Source organism: Nocardioides ochotonae (genome assembly GCF_011420305.2).
GTDB classification, from domain to species: domain Bacteria; phylum Actinomycetota; class Actinomycetes; order Propionibacteriales; family Nocardioidaceae; genus Nocardioides; species Nocardioides ochotonae.
Genome location: NZ_CP061769.1, coordinates 1,450,909 through 1,475,267, shown reverse-complemented (window position 1 = coordinate 1,475,267; position 24,359 = coordinate 1,450,909). Strand labels below are relative to the sequence as shown.

General features: G+C 71.8%; 25 protein-coding genes. 4 read left to right on the top strand and 21 right to left on the bottom strand.

All coding sequences use genetic code 11. The features are described from left to right. Positions 1 to 37: 37 nt before the first annotated feature. From hisH to hisD, 4 genes are read right to left on the bottom strand one after another with little or no spacing between them, the layout of a single operon-like run. Complete coding sequence (hisH, locus tag HBO46_RS07205; protein ID WP_166139929.1) at positions 38 to 676, bottom strand: imidazole glycerol phosphate synthase subunit HisH; 639 nt, start codon at positions 674 to 676, stop codon at positions 38 to 40. After that, positions 673 to 1,281, bottom strand: a complete 609-nt coding sequence (gene hisB / locus HBO46_RS07200) for an imidazoleglycerol-phosphate dehydratase HisB (RefSeq protein WP_166139686.1) — start codon at positions 1,279 to 1,281, stop codon at positions 673 to 675. Before hisB ends, hisH begins: the two co-directional genes overlap by 4 nt. Beyond that, positions 1,278 to 2,462 (bottom strand): histidinol-phosphate transaminase, encoded by a 1,185-nt coding sequence (locus tag HBO46_RS07195; RefSeq protein ID WP_166139685.1) that lies wholly within the window; start codon positions 2,460 to 2,462, stop codon positions 1,278 to 1,280. Before HBO46_RS07195 ends, hisB begins: the two co-directional genes overlap by 4 nt. A 7-nt stretch (positions 2,463 to 2,469) precedes the next feature. Beyond that, positions 2,470 to 3,768: a histidinol dehydrogenase gene (gene hisD, locus HBO46_RS07190; protein WP_166139684.1), complete on the bottom strand. Its 1,299-nt coding sequence runs from the start codon at positions 3,766 to 3,768 to the stop codon at positions 2,470 to 2,472. A gap of 81 nt (positions 3,769 to 3,849) precedes the next feature. Between hisD and HBO46_RS07185 the strand changes: the two genes are divergently transcribed. Then, on the top strand, positions 3,850 to 4,515 hold the full coding sequence (locus HBO46_RS07185) for an LON peptidase substrate-binding domain-containing protein (protein WP_166139683.1): 666 nt from the start codon (positions 3,850 to 3,852) through the stop codon (positions 4,513 to 4,515). A 25-nt stretch (positions 4,516 to 4,540) separates the two neighbouring features. Further along, positions 4,541 to 5,029, top strand: a complete 489-nt coding sequence (gene ybaK / locus HBO46_RS07180) for a Cys-tRNA(Pro) deacylase (protein ID WP_224769426.1) — start codon at positions 4,541 to 4,543, stop codon at positions 5,027 to 5,029. Here ybaK and HBO46_RS07175 read toward each other — a convergent pair. Both HBO46_RS07175 and dnaE read right to left on the bottom strand, forming a co-directional pair. Next, positions 4,992 to 5,552 carry a hypothetical protein gene (locus tag HBO46_RS07175; RefSeq protein WP_166139682.1) on the bottom strand — a complete coding sequence of 187 codons (561 nt, stop codon included), beginning with the start codon at positions 5,550 to 5,552 and terminating at the stop codon, positions 4,992 to 4,994. The two genes, ybaK and HBO46_RS07175, sit on opposite strands and share 38 nt — an antisense overlap. Further along, positions 5,537 to 9,091 carry a DNA polymerase III subunit alpha gene (gene dnaE / locus HBO46_RS07170; protein ID WP_166139681.1) on the bottom strand — a complete coding sequence of 1,185 codons (3,555 nt, stop codon included), beginning with the start codon at positions 9,089 to 9,091 and terminating at the stop codon, positions 5,537 to 5,539. The genes HBO46_RS07175 and dnaE overlap by 16 nt, the downstream gene beginning before the upstream one ends. 287 nt (positions 9,092 to 9,378) lie before the next feature. On the opposite strand from dnaE, the gene HBO46_RS07165 reads away from it, so the two are divergent. Together HBO46_RS07165 and HBO46_RS07160 are read left to right on the top strand one after the other, a co-directional pair. Next, entirely contained in the window at positions 9,379 to 10,680 is a 1,302-nt protein-coding gene (locus HBO46_RS07165) for an HNH endonuclease signature motif containing protein (RefSeq protein ID WP_191480212.1), read from the top strand. Positions 10,681 to 10,750: 70 nt separating this feature from the next. After that, positions 10,751 to 11,044, top strand: a complete 294-nt coding sequence (locus HBO46_RS07160) for a hypothetical protein (protein WP_166140487.1) — start codon at positions 10,751 to 10,753, stop codon at positions 11,042 to 11,044. Here HBO46_RS07160 and HBO46_RS07155 read toward each other — a convergent pair. The 15 genes from HBO46_RS07155 to ftsW all read right to left on the bottom strand — a co-directional run bounded on the left by HBO46_RS07155 (position 11,041) and on the right by ftsW (position 24,305). Continuing rightward, the gene (locus tag HBO46_RS07155; RefSeq protein WP_166140486.1) at positions 11,041 to 11,826 is read right to left on the bottom strand and encodes a hypothetical protein; all 786 of its coding nucleotides are present in this window, start codon (positions 11,824 to 11,826) and stop codon (positions 11,041 to 11,043) included. The genes HBO46_RS07160 and HBO46_RS07155 overlap by 4 nt on opposite strands. Before the next feature lie 176 nt (positions 11,827 to 12,002). Beyond that, positions 12,003 to 12,467 (bottom strand): GNAT family N-acetyltransferase, encoded by a 465-nt coding sequence (locus HBO46_RS07150; protein WP_224769425.1) that lies wholly within the window; start codon positions 12,465 to 12,467, stop codon positions 12,003 to 12,005. After that, positions 12,454 to 13,389 (bottom strand): RluA family pseudouridine synthase, encoded by a 936-nt coding sequence (locus HBO46_RS07145; RefSeq protein ID WP_166140485.1) that lies wholly within the window; start codon positions 13,387 to 13,389, stop codon positions 12,454 to 12,456. The genes HBO46_RS07150 and HBO46_RS07145 overlap by 14 nt, the downstream gene beginning before the upstream one ends. After that, complete coding sequence (locus tag HBO46_RS07140) at positions 13,386 to 13,850, bottom strand: signal peptidase II (protein WP_224769424.1); 465 nt, start codon at positions 13,848 to 13,850, stop codon at positions 13,386 to 13,388. The genes HBO46_RS07145 and HBO46_RS07140 overlap by 4 nt, the downstream gene beginning before the upstream one ends. 56 nt (positions 13,851 to 13,906) lie before the next feature. Further along, entirely contained in the window at positions 13,907 to 14,740 is an 834-nt protein-coding gene (locus tag HBO46_RS20530) for a TraR/DksA family transcriptional regulator (RefSeq protein WP_224769423.1), read from the bottom strand. Positions 14,741 to 14,946: 206 nt separating this feature from the next. Next, complete coding sequence (locus tag HBO46_RS07130; protein ID WP_224769422.1) at positions 14,947 to 15,705, bottom strand: DivIVA domain-containing protein; 759 nt, start codon at positions 15,703 to 15,705, stop codon at positions 14,947 to 14,949. A gap of 90 nt (positions 15,706 to 15,795) precedes the next feature. Further along, a complete protein-coding gene (locus HBO46_RS07125) occupies positions 15,796 to 16,089 on the bottom strand; it encodes a YggT family protein (protein WP_166140482.1) in 294 nt (97 codons plus the stop codon). A gap of 79 nt (positions 16,090 to 16,168) precedes the next feature. Then, complete coding sequence (locus HBO46_RS07120) at positions 16,169 to 16,660, bottom strand: cell division protein SepF (RefSeq protein ID WP_166140481.1); 492 nt, start codon at positions 16,658 to 16,660, stop codon at positions 16,169 to 16,171. 61 nt (positions 16,661 to 16,721) lie between these two features. Then, on the bottom strand, positions 16,722 to 17,423 hold the full coding sequence (locus tag HBO46_RS07115; RefSeq protein ID WP_166140480.1) for a YggS family pyridoxal phosphate-dependent enzyme: 702 nt from the start codon (positions 17,421 to 17,423) through the stop codon (positions 16,722 to 16,724). Next, positions 17,420 to 18,145, bottom strand: a complete 726-nt coding sequence (pgeF, locus tag HBO46_RS07110) for a peptidoglycan editing factor PgeF (RefSeq protein WP_166140479.1) — start codon at positions 18,143 to 18,145, stop codon at positions 17,420 to 17,422. Before pgeF ends, HBO46_RS07115 begins: the two co-directional genes overlap by 4 nt. A 57-nt stretch (positions 18,146 to 18,202) precedes the next feature. After that, the gene (gene ftsZ / locus HBO46_RS07105; protein WP_166140478.1) at positions 18,203 to 19,453 is read right to left on the bottom strand and encodes a cell division protein FtsZ; all 1,251 of its coding nucleotides are present in this window, start codon (positions 19,451 to 19,453) and stop codon (positions 18,203 to 18,205) included. Positions 19,454 to 19,807: 354 nt separating this feature from the next. Beyond that, positions 19,808 to 20,545 carry a cell division protein FtsQ/DivIB gene (locus HBO46_RS07100; RefSeq protein WP_166140477.1) on the bottom strand — a complete coding sequence of 246 codons (738 nt, stop codon included), beginning with the start codon at positions 20,543 to 20,545 and terminating at the stop codon, positions 19,808 to 19,810. After that, positions 20,538 to 21,965 (bottom strand): UDP-N-acetylmuramate--L-alanine ligase, encoded by a 1,428-nt coding sequence (gene murC, locus HBO46_RS07095; protein ID WP_166140476.1) that lies wholly within the window; start codon positions 21,963 to 21,965, stop codon positions 20,538 to 20,540. The genes HBO46_RS07100 and murC overlap by 8 nt, the downstream gene beginning before the upstream one ends. Next, positions 21,962 to 23,050, bottom strand: coding sequence for an undecaprenyldiphospho-muramoylpentapeptide beta-N-acetylglucosaminyltransferase (murG, locus tag HBO46_RS07090; RefSeq protein ID WP_166140475.1), 1,089 nt, complete (start codon positions 23,048 to 23,050; stop codon positions 21,962 to 21,964). The genes murC and murG overlap by 4 nt, the downstream gene beginning before the upstream one ends. A 19-nt stretch (positions 23,051 to 23,069) precedes the next feature. Then, positions 23,070 to 24,305, bottom strand: a complete 1,236-nt coding sequence (ftsW, locus tag HBO46_RS07085) for a putative lipid II flippase FtsW (protein WP_166140474.1) — start codon at positions 24,303 to 24,305, stop codon at positions 23,070 to 23,072. Positions 24,306 to 24,359 lie beyond the last annotated feature (54 nt).

Genomic DNA, 24,359 nt, shown 5'->3' with positions numbered 1-24,359 from the left:
TCGGGACGGGGCGCCCGGCGGGGGCCGGGGCGGTCGCTCAGAGCGACTGCACCCAGTTGCGCAGCAGCGCGGCGCCGGCGTCCCCGGACTTCTCGGGGTGGAACTGGGTGGCGGAGAGCGGACCGTTCTCGACGGCCGCGACGAACCGGTCGCCGCCGTGCTCGGACCAGGTCACCCGCGGCGCCTCGGTGCGGTCGTTGGTCTCCAGGGTCCACTCGCGCACCGCGTAGGAGTGCACGAAGTAGAACCGCTCGTCCTCCAAGCCGGCGAAGAGCCGCGAGCCCTCGGGGACCTCGACGGTGTTCCAGCCCATGTGGGGTACGACGGGGGCCTGGAGCCGCTCGACGACGCCGGGCCACTCGTCGCAGCCCTCGGTCTCGACGCCGTGCTCCACGCCGCGGGCGAACAGGACCTGCATGCCCACGCAGATGCCGAGCACCGGCCGGCCGCCGGCGAGGCGGCGCCCGATCAGCTCGGGTCCGCGCACCGCGCGCAGCCCCTCCATGCACGCGGCGAACGCGCCCACGCCGGGCACCAGCAGGCCGTCGGCGTCCTGGGCGAGCTTGCGGTCAGCGGTGAGGGTGACCTCCGCGCCGGCCCGCTCGACGGCACGGACGGCCGAGCGCAGGTTGCCCGAGCCGTAGTCGAGGACGACGACCCGCTTCCGGGCGCTCAGAGCGCACCCTTGGTGCTCGGGACGCCCGTCTCACGGGGGTCCAGCGCCACGGCGTCGCGGAAGGCGCGCGCGAAGGCCTTGAACTGGGTCTCCACGATGTGGTGCGGCTCCCGGCCGGCGAGCACCCGCACGTGCAGCGCGAGGTGGCCGTGGAAGGCGATGGTCTCGAAGACGTGCTGGGTCAGCGAGCCGAGGTACGCCGGGGTGCTGCCACCGAGCTGGACGTACTGCTGGCCCTCGGGCTCACCGGTGTGCACGCAGTAGGGGCGGCCCGACACGTCGACGACCGCCTGCACGAGCGCCTCGTCGAGCGGCACCGTGGCGTCGCCGAAGCGACGGATCCCCCGCTTGTCCCCCAGCGCCTGGCGCAGCGCCTGGCCCAGGGCGATCGCGGTGTCCTCGGTCGTGTGGTGGGCGTCGATCCAGTGGTCACCCTCGGACTGCACGATCAGGTCGACCAGCGAGTGCCGCGCGAACGCGGTCAGCATGTGGTCGTAGAACCCGATGCCGGTCGAGATGTCGTGCTTGCCGGTGCCGTCGAGGTTCACCTCGACGAGGACCTTCGACTCGCTCGTCTGCCGCTCGATGCGGGCGGTCCTGCTCATGGTGCCTCCAGGGTGTGCGGGTCGTGAGGATCGGGTGCGGGCGCGGCGGCGAGGACCTCGGTGAGCGCCGTCCGGAACGCCGCCATCTCGTCCGGGGTGCCGATCGAGACGCGGAGCCAGCCCACCGGGCCGGTCTCACGCACCAGCACCCCGTGCTCGAGCAGACCCTGCCAGACCGCGTGGCGGTCCGCGAAGGTGCCGAAGAGCACGAAGTTGGCGTCGCTGTCGGCGACGCTCAGGCCCTGCCCGCGCAGCCAGGTCACGCAGGCGTCCCGCTCGGCACGCAGGTCGTCGACCTTGCCGAGCAGCTCGGGGGCGTGGCGCAGCGCGGCGAGCGCGACCGCCTGGGTCACCGCGGAGAGGTGGTAGGGCAGGCGGACCAGCCGCACCGCGTCGAGGATCGCCGGGTCCGCGGCCAGGTAGCCCAGACGGGCCCCGGCCAGCGCGAACGCCTTGCTCATGGTGCGGCTGACCACCAGGTTGCGATGGGTGCCGAGCAGCTCCAGGGCGCTGGGGGTGCCGGCGCGACGGAACTCGCCGTACGCCTCGTCGACGACGACCAGGCCCTGCGGCTCGTAGGACGCCGCGGCCTCGCACAGCACGCTGACCGCCTCGGGCGGCAGCGCGGTGCCGGTGGGGTTGTTCGGCGAGGGCAGCAGCACGACCCCGGGCCGCTCGGCCTCGATCAGGGCGCGCGCGGCGTCCAGGTCGAGGGAGAAGTCCTCCTCGCGGCGGCCCTGCACCCAGTGGGTGTGGGTGTCGCGGGCGTACTCGGGATACATCGAGTACGTCGGGGCGAAGCTCAGCGCGGCTCGCCCCGGGCCGCCGAAGGCCTGGAGCAGCTGGAGCATGACCTCGTTGGAGCCGTTGGCGGCCCACACCATGTCGGGGGTGATCCGCTCCGGCCCGGTCCCGGACAGGTCCCGGGAGAGGTACGCCGCGAGCTCGGTGCGCAGCTCGGTGAACTCACGGTCGGGGTAGCGGTTCAGCGTGGCCGCCGCCTGCGCCACCGCGGTCGCGATGTCGGCGATGCACTCCGGCGAGGGGCCGTAGGGGTTCTCGTTGGTGTTGAGCTGCACCGGCACGTCGAGCTGCGGGGCGCCGTACGGCTCGAGGCCGCGCAGCTCCTCGCGCAGGGGCGGCCAGGCAGACCTCTCCCCCGTGGGGTTCGTCTGGGTCACGGTCGCCTCAGCTCTCGAAGCGCACGCGCACCGCGGCGCCGTGACCGGGCAGGTCCTCGGCCTCGGCGAGGGTCACCACGTGGTCGGCGACCTCGGCGAGCGCGTCACGCGAGTAGTCGATGACGTGCACCGACTTGGTGAAGGCGCGCACCGAGAGACCCGAGGAGTGGCAGGCGCAGCCGCCGGTGGGCAGCACGTGGTTGGAGCCGGCGCAGTAGTCGCCGAGGGAGACCGGGGCGTGGGGGCCGACGAAGATGGCGCCGGCGTTGGTGACCCGCGCCGCCCAGGCGGACGCGTCCTCGGTCTGGATCTCCAGGTGCTCGGCGCCGTAGGCGTCCACGACGGCCAGGCCCTGCTCGAGGTCGTCGACGAGCACGATGCCCGACTGCGAGCCGCCGAGCGCGGTGCGGATCCGCTCGACGTGCTTGGTGGCGCCGACCTGCTTGTCCAGCTCGACCAGCACCTCCTCGGCGAGCCGCTCGGAGGGCGTGACCAGCACGGACGCGGCGAGCGGGTCGTGCTCGGCCTGGCTGATCAGGTCGGCGGCGACGTGCGCGGCCACGGCGGTGTCGTCGGCGAGGACGGCGATCTCGGTGGGGCCGGCCTCGGAGTCGATGCCGATCTCACCCTTGAGCAGCCGCTTGGCGGTGACGACGTAGATGTTGCCCGGGCCGGTGACGAGGTCGACCTTCGCGCACTCGCCGACGCCGTAGGCGAACATCGCGATCGCCTGGGCGCCACCGACGGCGTAGACCTCCTCGATGCCCAGCAGCGCGCACGCGGCCAGGATGTTGGGGTGCGGCAGGCCGCCGAACTCGGCCTGCGGCGGACTCGCCAGCGCGATCGAGCCGACGCCCGCGACCTGGGCCGGGACGGCGTTCATCAGCACGCTGGAGACCAGCGGGGCCAGCCCGCCCGGCACGTAGAGGCCGACCCGGTTGACCGGCACCATCCGGTGCGTCACCCGGGCGCCCGGCGCGAGGTCGGTCACGACGTCGGTCTCGAGCTCGGCGGAGCAGGTGGCCCTGAGCCGGCGTACCGACTCCTCCAGCGCGGCGCGCACGGCGGGGTCGAGGTTGGCCAGGGCCTCGGTCATCACCGCGACCGGGACCCGCAGGTCGTCGACGGCCACGCCGTCGAAGCGCTGGGACAGCTCACGGATCGCCTCGACGCCGCGGGTGCGGACGTCCTCGAGGATCGGGCGCACGGCATGGGTGGCGGCCTCGACGTCGAACTCGGCGCGCGGCACGGCGGCGCGATAGTCGACGGGGCTCGCGGCCCCCCGCAGGTCGATCCGGCGAATCATGTGCCGATTCTACGAGCCCCGCCACCGTGGAGCCGAACCCGCGACGCCTGCTGGGACGTCGGCTCGGCTACTGTCCCGGAGGTGACACCCACGCTGCCGATGTTCCCGCTCAACGCGGTCCTGTTCCCGGGCGTGAGCGTCCCGCTCCGGGTCTTCGAGGACCGCTACCGCGCGCTGGTCGCCCACCTGCTGGAGATCGACGACCCCGTCGACCGGGTCTTCGGGACCGTGGGCATCCGCGAGGGCTACGAGGTCGGCGACCACGGCGCCCAGTCGCTGTTCCGGGTCGGGGTGCGGGTCCGGGTCAGCGAGATCGAGGCCCGCCCCGACGGCTCCTACGACATCGTCGTCGTCGCCCTGGACCGGCTCGGCCTGGACCGGCTCGACACCTCCGGCGACTTCCCGGTCGGGGAGGTCCACGAGCTGCCGGAGGCCACCGACGGGGTGTCCGAGGAGGTCCTCGAGCAGGCCCGGGCCACCTTCACCGCCTACCGCGCGATGCTGGCCGACCTCGGGCTCGACCCCCAGGTCGGGCCGCTGCCGCGCGACGCGACGTACCTCTCCTGGACGCTGGCCGCCGCCGCGCCGCTGCCGATGTCGGCGCGCCAGGAGCTGCTCGAGGCCGCCGACGCCGGCGAGCGGCTGGTGCTGGTGACCGACCTGCTGCGTGAGGAGCTGCGGGCGATGAACGTGATCGCCTCGCTGCCGGCGACCGAGGTCGCGCGCACGCGGTGGTCGCCGAACTGACCGCGTCTCTGCCACCATCCGAAGCGTGGCGAGGAAGAGCGCCGGCGCGACGCCGGCCACGACGGCCCTGACCCGGGCGGGGGTCTCCTTCACGCTGCACCCCTACGAGCACGACCCGCGCGCGGAGTCCTACGGCCTGGAGGCCGCCGACGCCCTGGGGCTGGACCCGGCGCAGGTCTTCAAGACCCTGATGGCCGACGTCGACGGCCAGCTGGCCGTGGCGGTGGTCCCGGTCTCCGGGCAGCTCGACCTCAAGGCGCTGGCGCGTGCGCTCGGGGGCTCGCGGGCCACGATGGCCGACAAGGCCGCGGCCGAGCGGGCCACGGGGTACGTCGTCGGCGGCATCTCGCCGATCGGCCAGCGGCGTCGCCACCGGACCGTGGTGGACGAGAGCGCGCTGGCACACCCGGTGGTCTACGTCTCCGCGGGACGACGGGGACTGGACCTGGGCCTCTCCCCCGCCGACCTGGTCGCGGTCACGGACGCGGTGACGGCCCCGATCGGTCGTCGCTGACGGTGTCGTCGCCCGGGCGGGCGCGTTCCTCGTCGTAGCGCCCGTGGCCGGCGGTGAGGAAGAAGACCACCATCAGCGCGAGCAGGGCTCCGAACGGCAGCGCGACGTACGGACTCAGGCCGGTGACCTCGAGGTTGCCGAGCAGCAGGTCACCGTCCTCGGCGCGCTTGGCGAGGCCGGAGGGGTCCTCCGGCCCGAGCGCGGCACCGACGCGCGCCATCACCACGCTGCCGATCCCCGACCCGACGACGACCGCAGCCAGCGTGAGCAGCTCGGCCCCTCGGGTGAGCAGCGCGATCAGGGTGCCGGCGATCAGGCCGGCCGCGAGAGCGACGAACACGTAGATCGCGGTGCCGCTGAACTGCGCGCGCAGCCCGGTCTCGGCCGGGATCGGGAACCAGCGCCCGTCCTCGACGCCGCCGACCGGTGCGTCCCAGACGGCCTCCCACACCCAGCCCGCGACGACGCCGGTGCCCACGAGGAACACGACGACGGCGACGAAGCGGATCAGCTGGTGAGGCATCCGGGCCCCAGGAGCGCCTTGAGATCGGCGAACAGCGCGGAGCTCGGAGTGACCCGGTGCTCCAGGGACATCACCAGGGTCTTGTCACGGTTCATCAGTCGCAGCCGCACCTCGGTCACGCCGCGGTGGGTGCCCAGCACGTCCTTGAGCTGCGCGACGACCGGCGGGGTGCACCGGGTCTGCGGCAGGCTGATCACCACCGGCCCGCTCGGGCCGTCGGACAGGTCCGGCGCCGTGACCTCCTGGCCCATGATCTCGGGCTGGTCCTTGCTGCGCGAGAGCCGGCCCTTGACGGTCAGGATCGCGTCCTCGACCAGGTAGCTCGCCGCGAGCTGGTAGGAGCTGGGGAACAGCAGCACCTCGATGGCGCCGTCGAGGTCCTCCAGGGTGATCATCGCCCAGGCGTCACCGCGCTTGGTGATCTTGCGCTGGACCTGGGTGACCAGTCCGGTGATCGTGATCGGCGAGCCGTCGGGCCGGTCCTCGTCGAGCATCAGCTGGCCGATGCTGCAGTCCGAGCCGTTGGCCAGGACGTGCTCGAGGCCGAGCAGCGGGTGGTCGGAGACGTAGAGGCCGAGCATGTCGCGCTCGTGGCCGAGCAGCGTGGTCTTGTCCCACTCGTCGATCTCGGGGATGTTCACGGTGATGCCGAAGCCGCCGCCGGCGTCCTCGTCCATGCCCCCGAACAGCGAGTCCTGCCCGATCGCCTCGTTGCGCTTGATGTCGACGTACTGGTCGACGGCGTTCTCGTGGATGGCGACCAGCGCGCGGCGCTTGTGGTTGAGCTCGTCGAAGGCGCCGGCCTTGATCAGCGACTCCAGCACCCGCTTGTTGCACACGTGCACGGGGACCTTCGACATGAAGTCGTTGAAGTCGGTGTAGCGGCCCTTCTCCTCGCGCGCCGACACGATGCCGTCGACGACGTTGGTGCCGACGTTGCGCACCGCGCCGAGGCCGAAGCGGATGTCGGTGCCCACCGGGGTGAAGTTGTTGGCCGACTGGTTCACGTCGGGCGGGAGCACCTGGATCTTCATCCGCCGGCACTCGTTGAGGTAGATGGCCGACTTGTCCTTGTCGTCCTTCACCGAGGTCAGCAGGGCGGCCATGTACTCGGCCGGGTAGTTGGCCTTGAGGTAGGCGGTCCAGTACGACACCAGGCCGTACGCCGCGGAGTGCGCCTTGTTGAAGGCGTAGTCGGAGAACGGGAGCAGGATGTCCCACAGCGTCTGGACCGCGGCCATCGAGAAGCCGCGCTCCTTCATGCCCGCGGAGAACAGCTCGAACTGCTTGTCCAGCTCGGACTTCTTCTTCTTGCCCATCGCGCGGCGCAGCAGGTCGGCCTGACCCAGCGTGTAGCCCGCGAGCTTCTGGGCGATCGCCATGACCTGCTCCTGATAGACGATCAGGCCGTAGGTCTCGCCCAGGATGTCCTCGAGGGCCTCGGCGAGCTCGGGGTGGATCGGCTCCACCGGCTCGCGCCCGGTCTTGCGTCGGGCGTACTTGTTGTGCGAGTCCGCGCCCATCGGGCCCGGACGGTAGAGCGCGCCCACCGCGGAGATGTCCTCGAAGGCGTCGGGTCGCATCGAGCGCAGCAGCGCGCGCATCGGGCCGCCGTCGAGCTGGAAGACGCCGAGGGTGTCGCCGCGCTGGAGCAGCTCGTAGGTCTTGGGGTCGGTCAGCTCGAGGTCCTCGAGCACGATCTCCTCGCCGCGGTTGGCCAGGATGTTCTTCACCGCGTCGTCGAGCACGGTGAGGTTGCGCAGGCCCAGGAAGTCCATCTTGATCAGGCCGAGGCCCTCACAGGTGGGGTAGTCGAACTGGGTGATCATCGCGCCGTCGGCGGGCCGCTTGAGGAGCGGGATCACCTCGACGAGCGGGGTGTTGGACATGATCACGCCGGCCGCGTGCACGCCCCACTGGCGCTTCAGGCCCTCGATGCCGATGGCGGTGTCCACGACCCGGCGTACGTCGGCCTCGGCGTCATAGAGCGCGCGGAACTCGCCGCCCTCGGAGTAGCGCTTGTGCTGGGGGTCGAAGATCTCCTGGAGCGGGACGTCCTTGCCCATCACCGCGGCAGGCATCGCCTTGGTGATCTTGTCGCCCATCGCGAACGGGTAGCCGAGGATGCGACTGGAGTCCTTGACGGCCTGCTTCGCCTTGATGGTGCCGTAGGTGATGATGTAGCTCACCCGGTCGTCGCCGTACTTGTCAGTGACGTAGCGGATCACCTCGCCGCGTCGGCGCTCGTCGAAGTCGATGTCGAAGTCGGGCATCGAGACGCGGTCGGGGTTGAGGAACCGCTCGAAGATCAGGCCGTGCTCGAGCGGGTCGAGGTCGGTGATCCGCATCGCGTAGGCGACCATCGAACCGGCACCGGAGCCACGGCCGGGGCCGACGCGGATGCCGTTCTCCTTGGCCCAGTTGATGAAGTCGGCGACGACGAGGAAGTAGCCCGAGAAGCCCATCTGGGTGATGACGCCGATCTCGAAGTCGGCCTGCTGGCGCGACTTCTCCGGGACCCCGCCGGGGTAGCGGCGCGCGAGGCCCGTGTGGACCTCCTTGACCAGCCAGGAGTCCTCGGTCTCGCCGTCGGGCACCGGGAACTCCGGCATGTAGGTGCCGATGCCCTCGGTGAACTCGACCTCACAGCGCTCGGCGATCAGCAGGGTGTTGTCGCAGGCCTCGCGCAGGTCGTACTTGCCGACCCACAGCTCGCGCATCTCGGCCGGGCTCTTGATGTAGTAGCCGTCGCCGGAGAACGCGAAGCGCTGGCCCGGCCCGTCACCGGCAGGGATGTCCATCGTCGAGCCGGAGTTGATGCAGAGCAGGTGCTCCTGGGCCTTGGCGTCCTCGCGCATGACGTAGTGCGAGTCGTTGGTCGCGATCATCGGGATGCCGACGTCGCGGCCCAGGCGCAGCAGGTCGGCACGGACCCGGTTCTCGATGTCGAGGCCGTGGTCCATCAGCTCGAGGAAGTAGTTCTCCTTGCCGAGGATGTCCTGGAAGTCGCCGGCGACCTGGCGGGCGGCGTCGTAGTTGCCGTGACGCAGGTGCACCTGAATCTCGCCCGACGGGCAACCGGTGGTGCCGATGATGCCCTCGCTGTGCTCGGCCAGCAGCGCGCGGTCCATGCGCGGCTGCTTGAAGTAGCCGTCGCGCCACGCACCGGTGGTCAGCTTGAACAGGTTGTGCATGCCCTTGGTGGACTCCGAGAGCAGCGTCATGTGCGTGTAGGCACCGCGCGCCGAGACGTCGTCGGGGCCGCCGCCGTAGAAGCTGACGCCCTTCTTCTCCTGGCGCGGGACGTTGGGCGCGAAGTAGGCCTCGATGCCGATGATCGGCTTGACGCCGGCCGCCTTGCACTTGCGGTAGAACTCGTAGGCGCCGAACACGTTGCCGTGGTCGGTCATGGCGATCGCCGGCATCCCCAGCTCCGCGGTGCGCTCGGCGAGCGCCCCGAGACGGGCGGCACCATCGAGCATCGAGTACTCGGTGTGCACGTGCAGGTGGACGAAGGAATCACCGGAGCCGGCGCTCATGCTGCGGCACTCTCCCTGGATCGAGCTCTGAAGGACGACAACCGACGACGCGCCACTCCTGGTCGCCTCGGGAAGGGCACCACCTTACGGTGCCGTGGCCCTCCAGCCTGACAGGCATCACCGACACTTCGGCGTGGTGTGAGATGCACGTCGGGCATCGACCGACGGCGGCTGGGCCCGGGTCGAGGACAGTGCCGAGCGCGAGCACGCCTGCCACTCCGGGAGTCTTTACCTTCGATCACCATTCCAGTCCTTTCTGTCGAACGCGCGTTCGAGTAGAATGAGGCATGGCCGACCACGAGCTCCCCGACTGCGACACCCCAGCCGCCGTGCTGGCGTTCGCGCAGGAGCAGCGGGCCGTGGTCCAGCGGGGCGAGGTGCTGATCCTGGAGGCCGCCCTGGTGTGGGCGGCGATGCACCCGGAGGAGACGGTCGCCGACACGACGCCGACGCCCGGACTGGTGTTCGGTGAGCTCGCGGTCCCGCTGGCCGGTGAGGGCACTCCGCTTGTCGCGGAGTTCGCCCCCATGGAGTTCGGCGCCGCGCTCGGCATGTCCACCGACGCCGCCCGAGGCCTCGTCGGCGATGCCCTCGAGCTGGCGCACCGGCTGCCGCGGATCTGGAAGCGCATCCGCGCCGGCGAGGTGCCCGCCTGGAAGGGCCGCCGGATCGCGCAGCTGACCACCACCCTCCCCCTCGACGGCGCCGAGTTCGTCGACCGCCAGCTCGCCGCGACCGTCGACAAGATCGGGTGGGCAGCGATCGGGCGGCTCGTCGACCGAGCGCGGGTGATGTTCGACCCCGAGGGCGCCGAGAAGGATCGCCGCGAGGCCGCCGACGGCCGACGCTTCGACATCCACGCTCGCGAAGCGACCCACGACGGCACCGTTCACGTGGAGGGTGTCCTCGACCTCGCCGACGCCCTCGACCTGGATACCGCGATCCGCCACGGCGCAGAGGAACTGGCCGCACTTGGGTCCCCCGAGTCCTTGGACGTGCGCCGCTCGATGGCGGCCGGTGAGCTCGCTCGACGACAGTTGACCTTCGACCTGCGCGCCGAGGCGGGCGGGGACGCCGCCTCGGTCGTCAAGCCACGCCAGGTCGTCATCCACGTCCACCTGTCCGCCGCCGCGATCAGCCGCGACGAAGCCGGCATCGCCCACGTCGAGGAGACCCGCTCCATCGTCTCCACCGAGCAGGTCCGCGGCTGGTGCCGTGGCGACGCCCACGTGACCATCAAGCCGGTCATCGACCTCGAGGCCCACCACCACACCGACGCCTACGCCGTCCCCGACAAGCTCACCGAGCAGACCCGCCTCACCCAGCCGGTGTGCGCCTTCCCGTGGTGTGAGCGGCGGGCCCGCCGCTGCGACACCGACCACGTCACCGCCCACGGCGACGGCGGCCCGACGTGCAGTTGCAACCTGGCGCCGCTCTGTCGCCGACACCACCGCGCCAAGACCCACACGGCTTGGACATACGACGCCACCGACGCCGCGACGTACCTCTGGCGATCACCCCACGGGCTGCACCTGATCAAGGCCCGCGGCGAGACCCGACTCGTCACCGCCCATCCCCCGGACGAGTAGATCCACCGCCCCGGCCCCCGCCAGCACCAGTTGGCGGGGCCAGACCTGTGTGCGAAGGCACTTTCGGGGCATGTCCTCCTGGCTATGCGTTGGCGGACCCTTCGGTCACGAGGACCTGGACTTCCCACCGAACGGCTGGTCTTGTGCCCGCGTCGTCTTCTCCACCGACGAACCGCGCGAGCGCTTCGTGTGCAGCGACCGGCGCCTCGTCAACCCGCAGGCAATCACCAAGAGGCTGGTCGGCTACCACTGCGACGTCATCGACCGGATGCTGTGGCCGACCGGCACGCTGCCGACGGACCGCGGGAGTCTCGGGAAGAAACCGGTCAGAGGCTCAGATGCCGCACCGGCGCTCATGGACTAAGCCGGGACTGAGCCGCGCAGGTCAAGCAGCTCCCACCCCTTCACAGACAACCGGTAGGCGAGGAAGTACCCGTTCAGGCTGGCGTCGAGGCTCCCACCCGACCGAAAGTCCGCCATGCCGTCATCATCGACGGCGCTGGTCTGCTGCGTGCCCACCCGACCGAGCATCGGCCACGAGAGACCATGCGCGGCCCCGGAGAGCGCACGCCACACCGTCCTCGCCTCGGTCGCCGTCGCCGGGCCAAACGCGGCGGCAGCCGCCCGCTCGATGATGTTGGTGCTGTCGAACTTCCTCGCCTGTCCGATGGCCTCGCGCTTTGCCTGCAGTTCTCCCTCGCGCTTGAACACGTGCGCGTACACCTTTTCGGTGCCTTCATGGGGCTCAGCCGGAATCTTCCTCAGGTCGGACAACCACTCACGGTGCCGCCTGTGCATTTCAGCCGCGGCGCACCGACTGAAGTCGAGCCGGGTGGCTTGATCCTCAGGGGCGAGCAACCAGACAGCCTGCGCCGCCCCCAGCAGCGCCCCGCGCAGAAGTGTGTCCGTGGCCAAGGGGAACAGCCGTCGCGCTTCGATGTGGACCCGAATCGCTTCGAGGTGGTCGTGCGAAGCCGCCAACCCACCGAATGCCAGTTGCGACAGCCGCCACGGCTTCCAGTCCTCATCGTCAAGCGCGAGAGGACTACCCGGTTCAGGAACGAACCCGGCCGTGGTTCGGGCATCCCAGAGGTCGAGGTCTCCGAATGTGCCTTCAATCTGTTGCAGTGCGTCAGGTGTGCTCACGCCCGCCAGTCTCTCCCCGCACGTACTGGTGGCGGTCGTTAGTAACGCCCTCGATGTGCGCGCAGCGAGCAGGTGCCTGTGTCCGTCGATGGCCCCGGTCTTCATGACGAGGCTGCCGAAGGCTCCAACGTGGCGTGCGGGCCACGGACGGGAGACCGAACGGGACCCATGCGGCATCAGGCCGGCGACCACTCCATGCGCAGGTCGGGCTCGCGCTCCTCGTTGTCCGAGCCGTCGGTGTGCTCGACCTCGACCAGGCCGTGGCGCGCGTAGAAGCGCCGGGCGGGGGTGTTGACCTCGAAGACCCACAGGCCGAGGCCGTGGGGGCAGCGCTGCTTGGCCAGGTCCAGCAGGAGGCTGCCGATCCCTTGGCGCGCGTGGGAGGGCGCGACGTACAGGTCGTCGATCCAGTCCGCGACCAGGCGCAGGTAGCCGACGACCACGCCGTCGGCCTCCGCCACCCAGGTCTCGTCGGTGGCCAGCCGTCCGGTGAGCCAGGTACGCACCTCGGCCTCCGAGTGGGCGGCGGGAGGCATCGTGCCGGCCGCCACCGCCGCACCGCGCGACGCGAGGTGCACCGCGACGATCGCCTCGGCGTCCTCGGGTCCGGCGGGCCTCAGGAGCAGGTCAGCTGGCGTCACGGATGACGTCGAGGGCGTGCGCGAGGTCGTCGGGGTAGGACGACTCGTACTCCACGAACTCCCCGCTGTCGGGGTGCTCGAACCCCAGGCGTACGGCGTGCAGCCACTGCCGCTCCAGCCCGACCCGCTTGGCGAGCACCGGGTCGGCGCCGTAGGTCAGGTCTGCCACGCAGGGGTGCTTGAGCGCCGCCATGTGCACGCGGATCTGGTGGGTGCGCCCGGTCTCGAGGTGGATCTCCAGCAGGCTGGCGAACCGGTGCGCCTCGAGCGTCTGGTAGTGCGTGACGCTGGGCCGTCCGTCGGCCATCACCGCGAACTTGTAGTCGGCCTTCGGGTGGCGACCGATCGGTGCGTCCACGGTGCCCTGGAGCGGGTCGGGGTGACCCTGCACGAGCGCGTGGTAGGTCTTGGAGACCGTGCGGTGCCGGAAGGCGTTCTTGAGCAGCGAGTAGGCGTGCTCGGACTTGCAGATCACCATGACGCCGGAGGTCCCGACATCGAGGCGCTGCACGATGCCCTGGCGCTCGGAGGCGCCGCTGGTGGCGATCCGGAAGCCGGCTCCGGCGAGGTGGCCGACGACCGTCGGCCCGCTCCAACCCGGAGAGGGATGCACAGCGACGCCGACGGGCTTGTCGATCACCACGATCGAGTCGTCGTCGTGGATGATCTTGATGCCCTCCACGATCTCCGGGACGATCTCGAGCGGGTCGACCATGGTCGGGATGGTGACGTCGAGGACGGCGCCGGGCAGCACCCGGTCGCTCTTGGCGACCTCGGCCCCGTCGAGGCGGACATGGCCAGCGGCGACCAGGTCGGCGGCCCGGCTGCGGGAGACGCCGAACAGTCGCGCCATCGCGGCGTCGACGCGCTCGCCGGCCATGCTGTCGGGCACCAGCAGGGTGCGGTGGTCGTGGTGGTTCATGACTCGATTCTCGTACCGTCCAGGCGCAGTCCCCGGAAGGACTGCACGATGATCAGACCCGCAGCGCCCACGACGCACATGTCGGCCACGTTGAAGACCGGCCAGTTCGGGATCTGCAGGAAGTCGATGACATGCCCGCGCAGCGGGCCGGGCTCGCGCAGCAGCCGGTCGGTCAGGTTGCCGGCGACGCCTGCGAGCAGCAGGCCCATGCCGATCGCCCACCAGATCTCGCCGATGCGCCGGCTGAGCCACAGGATGACGAAGACCGCCACGATCGCGATGCAGCTGAGCACCATCGTGTACTCCGTGCCGACGCTGAACGCGGCACCGGGGTTGCGCACCAGGTGCAGCACCAAGATGTCCCCGATGACCGAGACGTCACGGTCCTGGAGCTCGGCGACGGCGACGATCTTGGTGACGATGTCGAGGACGTAGGCGCCCAGCGCGATCGCGGCGAACACGAACAGATAGCGCCGGCTGGCGGCTCTCCGTCTGGTCGCGGGCCCGTCCTGGGCACTCAGCGACGCTCCTCGCGCTGCTTGCATGTCATGCACAGTGTGGCACGCGGGAACGCCATCAGCCGCATCTTGCCGATCGGTTCCCCGCATGCCTCGCACACCCCGTAGGTGCCGTCGTCGATCCGTCCCAGGGCGTGCTCGATCTGGGCCAGCTTGTCGCGCTCGTTGCGCAGCACCGTGAACTCGTGGTCGCGCTCGAAGCTCGCCGCGCCCACGTCGGCCTGGTCGTGCCCGGCGCCGTCCCCGGAGTCGCGCAGCAGCGCGGTGAGCTCGACCTCCTGGTCGTGCACCATCTCCTCGAGGTGGGTGCGCTGGTCGCGGAGCTCCTCGACGACCTCCTTGAGCTCGGTGCGGGTCCACGCCGCCTCCCCCGCCTTCACCACCAGCGCCGCGGGCGCCTGCCGCACCGGCCGTCGTACGGCGGCGCGCCGGGCCGGGGTCGTGGCCGCCTTCCTGGCCGCGGGCTTGGCGCCTGCGGACGTGGCGGCCGGCGCCTTCTTGGCCGCGGTCTTCTTCGCCGGCGCCTTCTTGGCCGCAGCCTTCTTGGCGGGCGCCTTCTTCGCCGGGGCGCTCACCTCCGCGGACCCGGGAGCCTCCGCGGCCGCCGCCTTCTTGGTGGCGCCACGGACCCGCGCCTTCGTGGTCGAGGCCGTCGTCACGGCCGGCGACGCCCCCTTGGCGGCGAGTGTCCGTCCCCCGCTCCGCCTCGCCGGCGGCCTCGTGACCTCGACCGGGGCCTCGGTCTCCGCGGGCCGCGGCGTACGTCGTCCCATCGCCTGACGGGCGGCGGTGGCCGCCTGGCTGGCCAGGGACTTCGGGGTCGAACGGGCCATGGTGGGCCTCCTCGAGAGCCTGCTCACGTGGTCTCTACCACGGATCGGTCCCGCGGACACTAGTCTTTCCGCGTCCGCTTCCCAACCCGCCACCCCGCACGATTTTTCGGGACGAATGGCCCTTCCCAGCGGTGACGAACGACGCCGCGGCCGGTCCCTGTCGGGTTCCGGCCGCGGCGTCGAGATGCTGCGTGGTGCGGGCTCGATCAGCCCTCGTCGTCGCCCAGGATCGAGCGCAGACGCTTGGGCGCCGGCTGCTCGTCGGAGGGAGCAGCGGTCTCCGAGGAGCCGTTGAGCGCCTCCAGCTGCTGGCTGAAGTAGCTCTTGAGACGCGAGCGGTACTCACGCTCGAAGGAGCGCAGCGTCTCGACCTCACCGGTGAGGCGGTCGCGCTCGCGCTCGAGCTCGCCGAAGAGCTGCTGGCGACGCTCGGCGGTCTCGGAGTCGAGCATCTGCGCGCGGGTGCGAGCGTCGGCCTCGAGGCGGTCGGCCTTCGACTTCGACTCCGACTCCAGGCGCTCGGCCTTGGTGCGGGCGGCACCGACGATCTTGTCGGCCTCGTTCTTGGCCTCGTCCACGAGCTCGTCCGCGTTGCGCGTGGCGATCTCGAGCAGGCGGGCCGCAGCGTTGGAGGCCTGCGGAACCGTCTCGACGCGGATGGTCTCGACCGGGGCCGCCGCTGCGGGCGCGGGCGCGGGGGCCGGCGTCGGGGTCGGCGCGGGAGCCGGCTCCGGCTCCTTGACCTTCGCAGGCTCGGGCTTCGGCTCGGCCACGGCGGCCCGTGCCGGCGCGCCGGACTGGACCGAGGCGAGCTTGGCGCGAAGGTCGTCGTTCTCCTTGGTGAGGCGTGCCAGCTCGGCCTCCACCTCATCGAGGAACTGGTCGACCTCTCCCATGTCGTAGCCCTCACGAAGCCGGACGGGAGTAAAGCGCTTGTTGCTCACGTCCTCAGGCGTCAGCGGCATGACCTCACCCATTCATTTCGGTAGTGATGTGACGTGCGAACAATAGCGCCTGAGCGGGTTCTGACGTGATCCGCAGCCCCGCCAGACGCGTCAGGACAGAAGAGTCCCTCGGATGACCTGGAGCAGCACGTAGGTGCAGATCATCACGATCAGAAAGCTCAGGTCGAGCGCGATGCTGCCCAGTCGCAGCGGCGGGATCACCCGCCGCAGCGCCTTGATGGGCGGATCCGTGACGGTGTAGACCGCCTCGAGCACGAGCAGCAGCAGGCCGGTCGGCTGCCAGGAGCGGGCGAACACCTGCACCCAGTCGACGACGAAGCGCACCCACAGCATCCCGAAGAAGATCAGGACCGGGACGTAGACGACGTAGCCGATCAACTCCACTGCGGGTGTGCTCCTGGTGCTCGGGGTGCGGGACGACGGGGTGCTGCGGTGCGGCTCCGCGGCCCTGACGGGACGCGGCTCAGCTCTGGTTGAAGAAGCCGCCCTCGGCGATGCGCTGCTTGTCCTCGGCCGCGACCGTCACGTTGGCCGGGGACAGCAGGAAGACCTTGGCGGTGACGCGCTCGATGGTGCCACGGGTGGCGAAGACGAGGCCCGCCGCGAAGTCGACGAGGCGCTTGGCGTCGGCGTCGTCCATCTCGGAGAGGTTCATGATCACCGGGGTGCCCTCGCGGAAGTTCTCCCCGACGGTGCGCGCCTCGTTGTAGGTGCGCGGGTGCAGGGTCAGGATCCGTGACAGCTCGGCCACCTCGTTCTGGGGCACGGCCGTCGGCCGGCGGCGCTCGGAGATGTCGGCCACCGGCGCAGGGCGCGGCTCGCGACTGCGGGGCTGGCGCGGGGCCGGCACCGCCTGGGTCTCGGCAGTGTGGGCGTCGTCGTACTCGTCGTCGTACCGACCGGTGTCCTCTACGAGGCCGAGGTACTCGCCGATCTTGCGCATCGCGCCGCTCATGACTGCTGCCCTTCGGATGTGGCCCCCCACGTGGGGAGGGCACTTGACGGTGTCTTGGACATTACTGGAACCGGGGCCTCGAACCGAGGACCGCCGACCCGATGCGCACGTGTGTCGCACCGGCGGCAACGGCCTGCTCGAGGTCGTTGCTCATGCCGGCCGAGAGCCAGGTGGCCCCGGGATGCTGACTGAGAAAGGTACGTCGGATCTCCGCGAGCCTGGCGAACGCCTGCGCGGGGTCCTCCCCCAGCGGCGCCACGGCCATCAGGCCGCGCAGCCGCAGGTGCTCGGCGGCCTCGACGGTGTCGGCGAGCGCGGCGAGGGTCTCCGGGTCGGCACCTGCTCGACCGGAGGCGCCGGGCGGGTCGAGGCTGACCTGGAGGAGCACGTCGACCTCGCGGTCCGCGGCGCCGCGGTCCAGCGGGGCCACGAGCTTGGCCCGGTCGACGGAGTGCACGGCGTCGGCGTAGCCGGCGACGGCCGCCGCCTTGTTGGACTGCAGCCCGCCGATGAAGTGCCAGCGCAGCCCGAGGTCGGCGCACTCGCGCGACTTCTCGGCCGCCTCCTGGTGGCGGTTCTCGCCCACGTCGGTGACGCCGAGCCCGGCCAGCAGGCGGACGTCGGAGGCCGGGAAGAACTTGGTCACCACGACGAGCGTCACCTCGGCCGGGTCGCGACCGGCGTCGTCGCAGGCGCGGGCGATCCGTCCGCGGACCGCCTCGAGACCTGCCGCCAGCTCCTCGCGGCGGACATCGGGGCTCATCCGCGCCTCCGCACCAGGCCGGCGAGGCGACCCGCGCCCGCACCGTCACGGCGGTGCGAGAACAGGTCGGGCGACTCCAGGGTGCAGCGGGAGACGTCGTGGACGGCAACGCCCGCGCGCTCCAGCTGGCGGCGCACGCCCGCACCGAGGTCGAGCGCCGGCGTGCCCTGCCGCGTCGTGGCGCGGGTGGCGGGCTCCGCCTCGACGACCTCGGCCTGCAGGGACGCCGGCACCTCGTAGCAGGACCCGCACACGTGGGGCCCGATCCAGGCGCTCAGCGCACCGGCGCCGCGCTGCCGCATCGCCTCGACCGTCGCCTCGACCACCCCGGACGCCACGCCCGCGCGCCCGGCGTGGGCTGCCGCGATGACGCCGCCGGCGTCGTCGGCCAGCAGCACCGGGACGCAGTCGGCGACCCGGACCGCGAGCACGACGTCGGGACGGGTGCTGACCAGGGCGTCGCCCTCGGGCAGTTCCTCGCCGGTGCCGGCGTCGATGTCGGCGTCGACGACCACGCGACCGTGCACCTGCACCATCTCGGCGACCCGCGCCCCAGGGGCGAAGTCGTCGAGCACGAGGCGCAGGTTGGCCGCCCGCGACTCGGGGCGGTCACCGCCCGAGATCGCCAGGTTCAGCGAGTCGTACGGCGCATCGCTGACCCCACCGAGGCGATCGGTGAAGGCCAGGTCGACGGGGCCGTGGCTGGCGCGGTAGGCGTACATCCGGTCCGTAGCTGTCGTGGGTGAGCGGGGGGGTCGGCGGGGTCGAGGCCGCCGGGACTACTTCAGGAAGTCCGGGACGTCGAGGTCGTCGTCGTCGAACTGCACCTGCGGCGGGGCCTGCCGCGGAGCCGGCGGCTGGGTCGGCTGCTGGGTCGGCTGCTGGGTCGGCTGGCCGCCGCGCTGGACCTCCGGCGCGGGCCGGCCCTGAGGGGCCTGGTCGGAGGGGACCTGAGGAGCCGGACGCAGCGGCGAGCCCTGGGCGGGGTGCGCGTGCGCGTTGGCCGCGGCGCGGGTCTCCTCCTGGGTCTGCTGCGGACGGGCCTCGCGCCGCAGGACGGTGCCCTCGTCGCGCCGCTTCGGGGTGCCGCCGTCGAAGCCGGCCGCGATCACGGTCACGCGCACCTCGTCGCCGAGGGCGTCGTCGATGGTCGCACCGAAGATGATGTTGGCCTCGGGGTGCACGGCCTGGGCCACCAGTGCGGCGGCCTCGTTGATCTCGAAGAGGCCGAGGTCGGAGCCGCCGGCGATCGAGAGCAGCACGCCGTGCGCGCCGTCGATCGAGGCCTCGAGCAGCGGGCTGGAGACGGCCATCTCGGCGGCGGCGACGGAGCGGTCCTCGCCGCGGGCCGAGCCGATGCCCATCAGCGCGGAGCCGGCGTTGGCCATGACCGACTTGACGTCGGCGAAGTCGAGGTTGATCAGGCCCGGGGTGGTGATCAGGTCGGTGATGCCGGAGACACCCTGGAGCAGCACCTGGTCGGCCTGCTTGAAGGCGTCGAGGACCGAGACGTTGCGGTCGCTGATCGAGAGCAGCCGGTCGTTCGGGATCACGATGAGGGTGTCGACCTCCTCGCGCAGGGCCGCGATGCCCTCCTCGGCGGAGTTGGCGCGACGCCGGCCCTCGAAGGCGAACGGGCGGGTGACCACACCGATCGTCAGGGCACCGAGCGAACGCGCGATCCGCGCGACGACGGGCGCGCCGCCGGTGCCGGTGCCGCCGCCCTCGCCTGCGGTCACGAACACCATGTCGGCGCCCTTGATGACCTCTTCGATCTCCTCGGAGTGGTCATCGGCCGCCTGCGCACCCACGTCGGGGTTGGCGCCGGCACCGAGACCGCGGGTGAGCTCGCGACCGATGTCGAGCTTGACGTCGGCGTCACTCATCAACAGCGCCTGGGCGTCGGTGTTGATGGCAATGAACTCGACCCCCTTGAGGCCGACATCGATCATCCGGTTGACGGCGTTGACGCCGCCACCACCGATGCCCACGACCTTGATGATGGCCAGGTAGTTCTGCGCTGCTGCCACGACGGCTTGCCTCTCGCTGATCGGGTCCGGTCGCCCGGGGGCTCCGGATGACGGTGGGGGTGCGGTGCTGCTGGGTGTTGCTGGTGCTGATGTCTGGGGTGGGGGGAACTGTCCTGCTCGACTCGGGAGCGCCGCTGGTCCGGCGCAAACCCTGACCCTCAGGCTGAGGGTTATAGTTATGTCAACCTCGTCGTGGTGACCACGGTAGGCGGAATTCGCGCGCGCTGCCGCATCGACACGCCCCGACGCGGGGAAGATCACGCGGGATCGGTCGGCGTGCCTCCGTGCGTGGCGGTCAGTGGGCGCTCAGTGGGCGCGCGCAGAGCCTGTTCATGGCCCGCGCGGAGGGCCGGTTCAGGGCCGGACGGTCGGGCGCGCGGGGACGCTGATGTCGAACACGCTGCCCTCCTGGCGCAGCAGCGCGGGCAGCACCTGAGCCTTGAGCTCGGTCTCCTCCGCGCTCCCCCACAGCACCTCGCGCTCGTCGCGCAGGACGAATGAGATGCGGTCGATGCTCTCGACCTCGACGTGGTCGACGGTGGCGGCGAGGTCGTCGGGCAGCGCCGCGACCACCGCCGCGCTCTCGCGCAGCGCCTCGGAGTCGATCCCGCTGGCGGCCAGCACGCGCGGAAGATCCCCGGGGACCTTGGGGTAGTCGCGGAACAGCACGCCGTCGGCGTCCATGCCGCGCACCCGGCCCGCGAGCTCGACGACCGCGATCGCGGTGCGCTCCTCGACCTCGACCAGCACCCGGTCGGGCCACTGGCGGGTCACCTGGGCGTCCAGCACCGGCGCGAGCGCCTCGACCCGCGCCTCGACGCCGGCCAGGTCGACCGAGACCAGCGCCTGCCCGTCGGGCACCTGCGCCGCCTCGGTGACCTCCGCAGCGTCGAGCACCGAGGTCCCGCGGACCTCGACGCCCTCGACCGAGAGCCAGGAGGAGAACCACAGGGCCCAGACCGTCGCACCGGCCGCGAGGACCACGAGGAAGGCTCCGACGACGTACTTCCACGTCAGCCAGCGCCGCCGCCACTGGCGACGGGCGAAGCGGCGACGCGAGACCTCCGCGTCGGGGAGGACCTTCCTAGCCACCGGAGCCCAGCAGGTCCAGGACCAGCGGTCCGATCTCGGTCACGCTCCCGGCACCGAGGGTCAGCACCAGGTCGCCGGGCCGCGCCCGGGACGCCAGCTCGCGCGCCGCGGCGGGCAGGTCGGCTGCCTGGGCCACCCGCTCGGCCGGCAGCGGTACGGCGTCCGCCACCAGCGCCGCGGTGACGGCAGGGTCGGCCTCCTCGCGGGCGAGGTGGATCGGGAGCACCACGACCTCGTCGGCGGCGCCGAGCGCCTCGCCCATCGCGGCGCCGAAGATGCGGGTGCGGGAGACCAGGTGGGGCTGGAAGGCGACCACGACGCGACCGGTGCCGGCCACGGCGCGCGCCGCCTGCAGGTCGCCCGCGATCTCGACCGGGTGGTGGGCGTAGCTGTCGTAGACCCGCACTCCCCCGACCTCGCCCTTGCGCTCCATGCGCCGCCGAGTGCCGGCGAAGCCCTCCAGGCCGGCGCGCAGCCGGTCGAAGTCCAGCCCGAGGCGCAGCCCGACGGCGAGCGCGGCCAGTGCGTCGAGCACGTAGTGGCGGCCCGGGATCTGCAGGGTGACCCGACCCAGCTCGGTGCCGCTGTCGAGGACGGTGAAGGCGGAGGTGATGCCCTCGAAGACCAGGTCGACCGCACGGACCTCGGCACCCGCCGACTCCCCCACGGTCACCACCCGGCGCCCGGCGCCCCGAGCGCGCTCGGCCAGCGCCGCTGCGCCCTCGTCGTCGACCACGCAGACCAGGAAGCCGTCGGGGTCCACGCGGTCGGCGAACCGGTCGAACGCCGCGCGGTAGGCCTCCTCGGTCCCCCAGTTGTCGAGGTGGTCGGCCTCGACGTTGGTGACGATCGCGGCGTAGGGCTCATAGACCAGGAACGCGCCGTCGGACTCGTCGGCCTCGGCGACGAACAGGTCGCTGCTGCCCTCCTCGGCGTTGGTGCCGGTCTGGGCCAGCTCCCCGCCCACGGCGTACGTCGGGTCGGCGCCGGCGGCCTGGAGGGCGACGGTGAGCAGCGAGGTGGTGGTGGTCTTGCCGTGCGTGCCGGCGACCGCGAGCACGCGGCGCCCGGCCATCACGGCGCTCAGTGCGGCGGAGCGAGGCACTACCCGCAGGCCCTGGGCGACGGCCTCGAGGTACTCGGGGTTGTCCTCGCGCACCGCGGTGGACACGACGAGGGTGTCGACAGCGTGGTCGGGGCCGCGCAGGTGCGCGGCGTCGTGACCCACGTGCACGCGCGCGCCGAGGTCGCGCAGCCGCTGCAGGGTCGGGCTGTCGACGCCGTCGCTGCCGCTGACCGCGACGCCGCGCGCCAGCATCAGCCGGGCGATCGCGGACAGCCCGGCGCCGCCGATGCCGACGAAGTGGACGCGACCGAGGCGCTCGGCGGGCAGCAGCTCGTCGGGGACGGGGACCTTCATCGCGCACCCCGTCCGGCGGCCTCGAGCACGATGCGGGCCAGCTTGTCGTCGGCGTCGCGCGGGATCAGCCCGGTGGCCGCGGCGCTCATCGCCGCCAGCCGCTCGGGGTCCGTGGCCAGGCTCGGCACCTGCTCGGTCACCCACTCGGTGGTGAACTCGCCGTCGGAGACCAGCAGCGCTCCCCCGGCCTCGACGACCGGGCGGGCGTTGTGCTCCTGCTCGCCGTTGCCGTGCGGCAGCGGCACGAAGATCGCCGGCACCCCCACGGCAGCGGCCTCGGTGACGCTCGAGGCGCCCGAGCGGCAGACCATCAGGTCGGCGGCGGCGAGGGCGTAGTCCATGCGGTCCACGAACGGCACGACGACGTACGGCGCGCCGCCCTCGACCGTCTCGGGGGCGGCCTCGCCCTTGGGGCCGACGACGTGCAGCACCTGCACACCGGCGGCGGCGAGCGCAGGAGCGGCGCCGGAGACCGACTGGTTGAGCCGGCGCGCTCCCTGCGAGCCGCCGGTGACGACGAGGGTCGGACGGTCCGGGTCGAGGCCGAAGAACTCCCGCGCCTCGGCGCGCAGCGCGGCCCGGTCCAGGGTCGAGATCATCCGGCGGATCGGCAGGCCGACGTACTCCGCGCGGGGCAGTGGCGTGTCGGGGAAGCTGACCGCGACGCGCCCGGCGACCCGGGCACCGACCTTGTTGGCCAGGCCGGGGACGGCGTTCTGCTCGTGCACCACCAGCGGTACGCCGCGGCGCCGCGCGGCCAGGTAGGCCGGCATCGACACGTAGCCGCCGTAGCCGACCACGACATCGGGCTGCACCCGGTCGAAGACGTCGTGGGCGGCGCGGACCGCGGCACGCAGCCGGCCCGGCACGCGCAGCAGGTCCATGCCGGGCTTGCGCGGCAGCGGGACCGGCGGCACCAGCTCGAGCGGGTAGCCGGCGGCCGGGACCACGGTGTTCTCCAGCCCGCGGGGTGTGCCGAGGCAGGTGATCTCCGTGGCGGGGTCGAGACGCCGCAGGGCGTCGGCGGTGGCGATCAGGGGCGAGGTGTGGCCGGCGGTGCCTCCGCCGGCGAGTAGGACGCGCATCGGGGCCAACTCTAGGAAGTCATCGGTGCGTAGGTGCGGACAGACCCGCCGGACGGCCGCGCTTGCGCTGCGAGAGAATGCGCGCCGCCGTCGGCTCGCGCCGCGCGAACCCGATCAGCAGACCGAGCGCGACCAGCGACGGGACCAGCGCCGAGCCGCCGTAGGAGACCAGCGGCAGCGGGATGCCGATGACCGGCAGCAGCGCCAGCACCATGCCGACGTTGATCATCATCTGCCCGAGCAGCCAGACCACGATGCCGAAGCTGGCGTAGCGCACGAACGGGTCGCGGGTCTCGCGGGCCACCCGCACCGCGGCGTAGGCGATGGTGAGGAACAGCCCCACCACCAGCAGGGTGCCGACCAGGCCGAGCTCCTCACCGAGCACCGCGAAGATGAAGTCGGTGTGCGCCTCGGGCAGGTCGCCCCACTTCTGGCGGCTGTAGCCGATTCCCTGGCCCAGCCAGCCGCCGGAGGAGAGCGCGTAGAGCCCGTGCGCGGGCTGCCAGCCCGCGTCGTGGAAGTCCTTGAACGGGTCGGCGAAGTTGAGGATGCGCCCGACCCGCTCGGCGTCGGTGGTCGCGAGCGCGAGCACGATCGCGCCGAGCCCGAGGATGCAGATCGTGAAGAAGCGCCGCGGCGCGCCCGCGACGAACAGCAGCCCGACGGCGATCGACATGAAGACCAGCGCGGTGCCCAGGTCGCGGCCGGCGACCACCAGGATCGTCGCCAGCGCCAGGCCGGGCACCACCGGCACGATGATGTGGCGCAGCTGGCCGAGGCGACGCTCCTTGTTGGCGTAGACGTTGGCGGCCCACAGCACCAGCGCCAGCTTGGCGATCTCGGAGGGCTGGATGACCAGCGGGCCCAGGGCCAGCCAGTTCTTGTTGCCGTTGATCACGATGCCGAACAGCATGGTCGCGAACAGCAGCGCCAGCGAGAGGAGGTACGCCGGGACGGTGAGCGCCCGGATCAGCCGCAGCGGCACCCGACTGGCCAGCCAGGCGAGCGGCAGGGCGATCAGCACCCACATCAGCTGGCGCTTGACCACCGCGTAGGAGTCGCCGTCATGGGTCTTGTAGCTGTAGACGCTGGAGGCGCTGAGCACCATGATCAGGCCGATGGTCAGCAGCAGCGCCGAGGCGCCCAGGAGCAGGTAGTACGGCGCCAGCGGGCTGCGCAGCGCCTCGCGTGCCGAGGTCAGCCAGCCCAGCCGTCCGGCGCTGCCGTCACCGGCCGGCGGATTCGCGGTGGTCACGCAGGCCCCTTCCGGTCGGCTCGAACGACGTGCACGGACAAGTCTCGTCGGCGC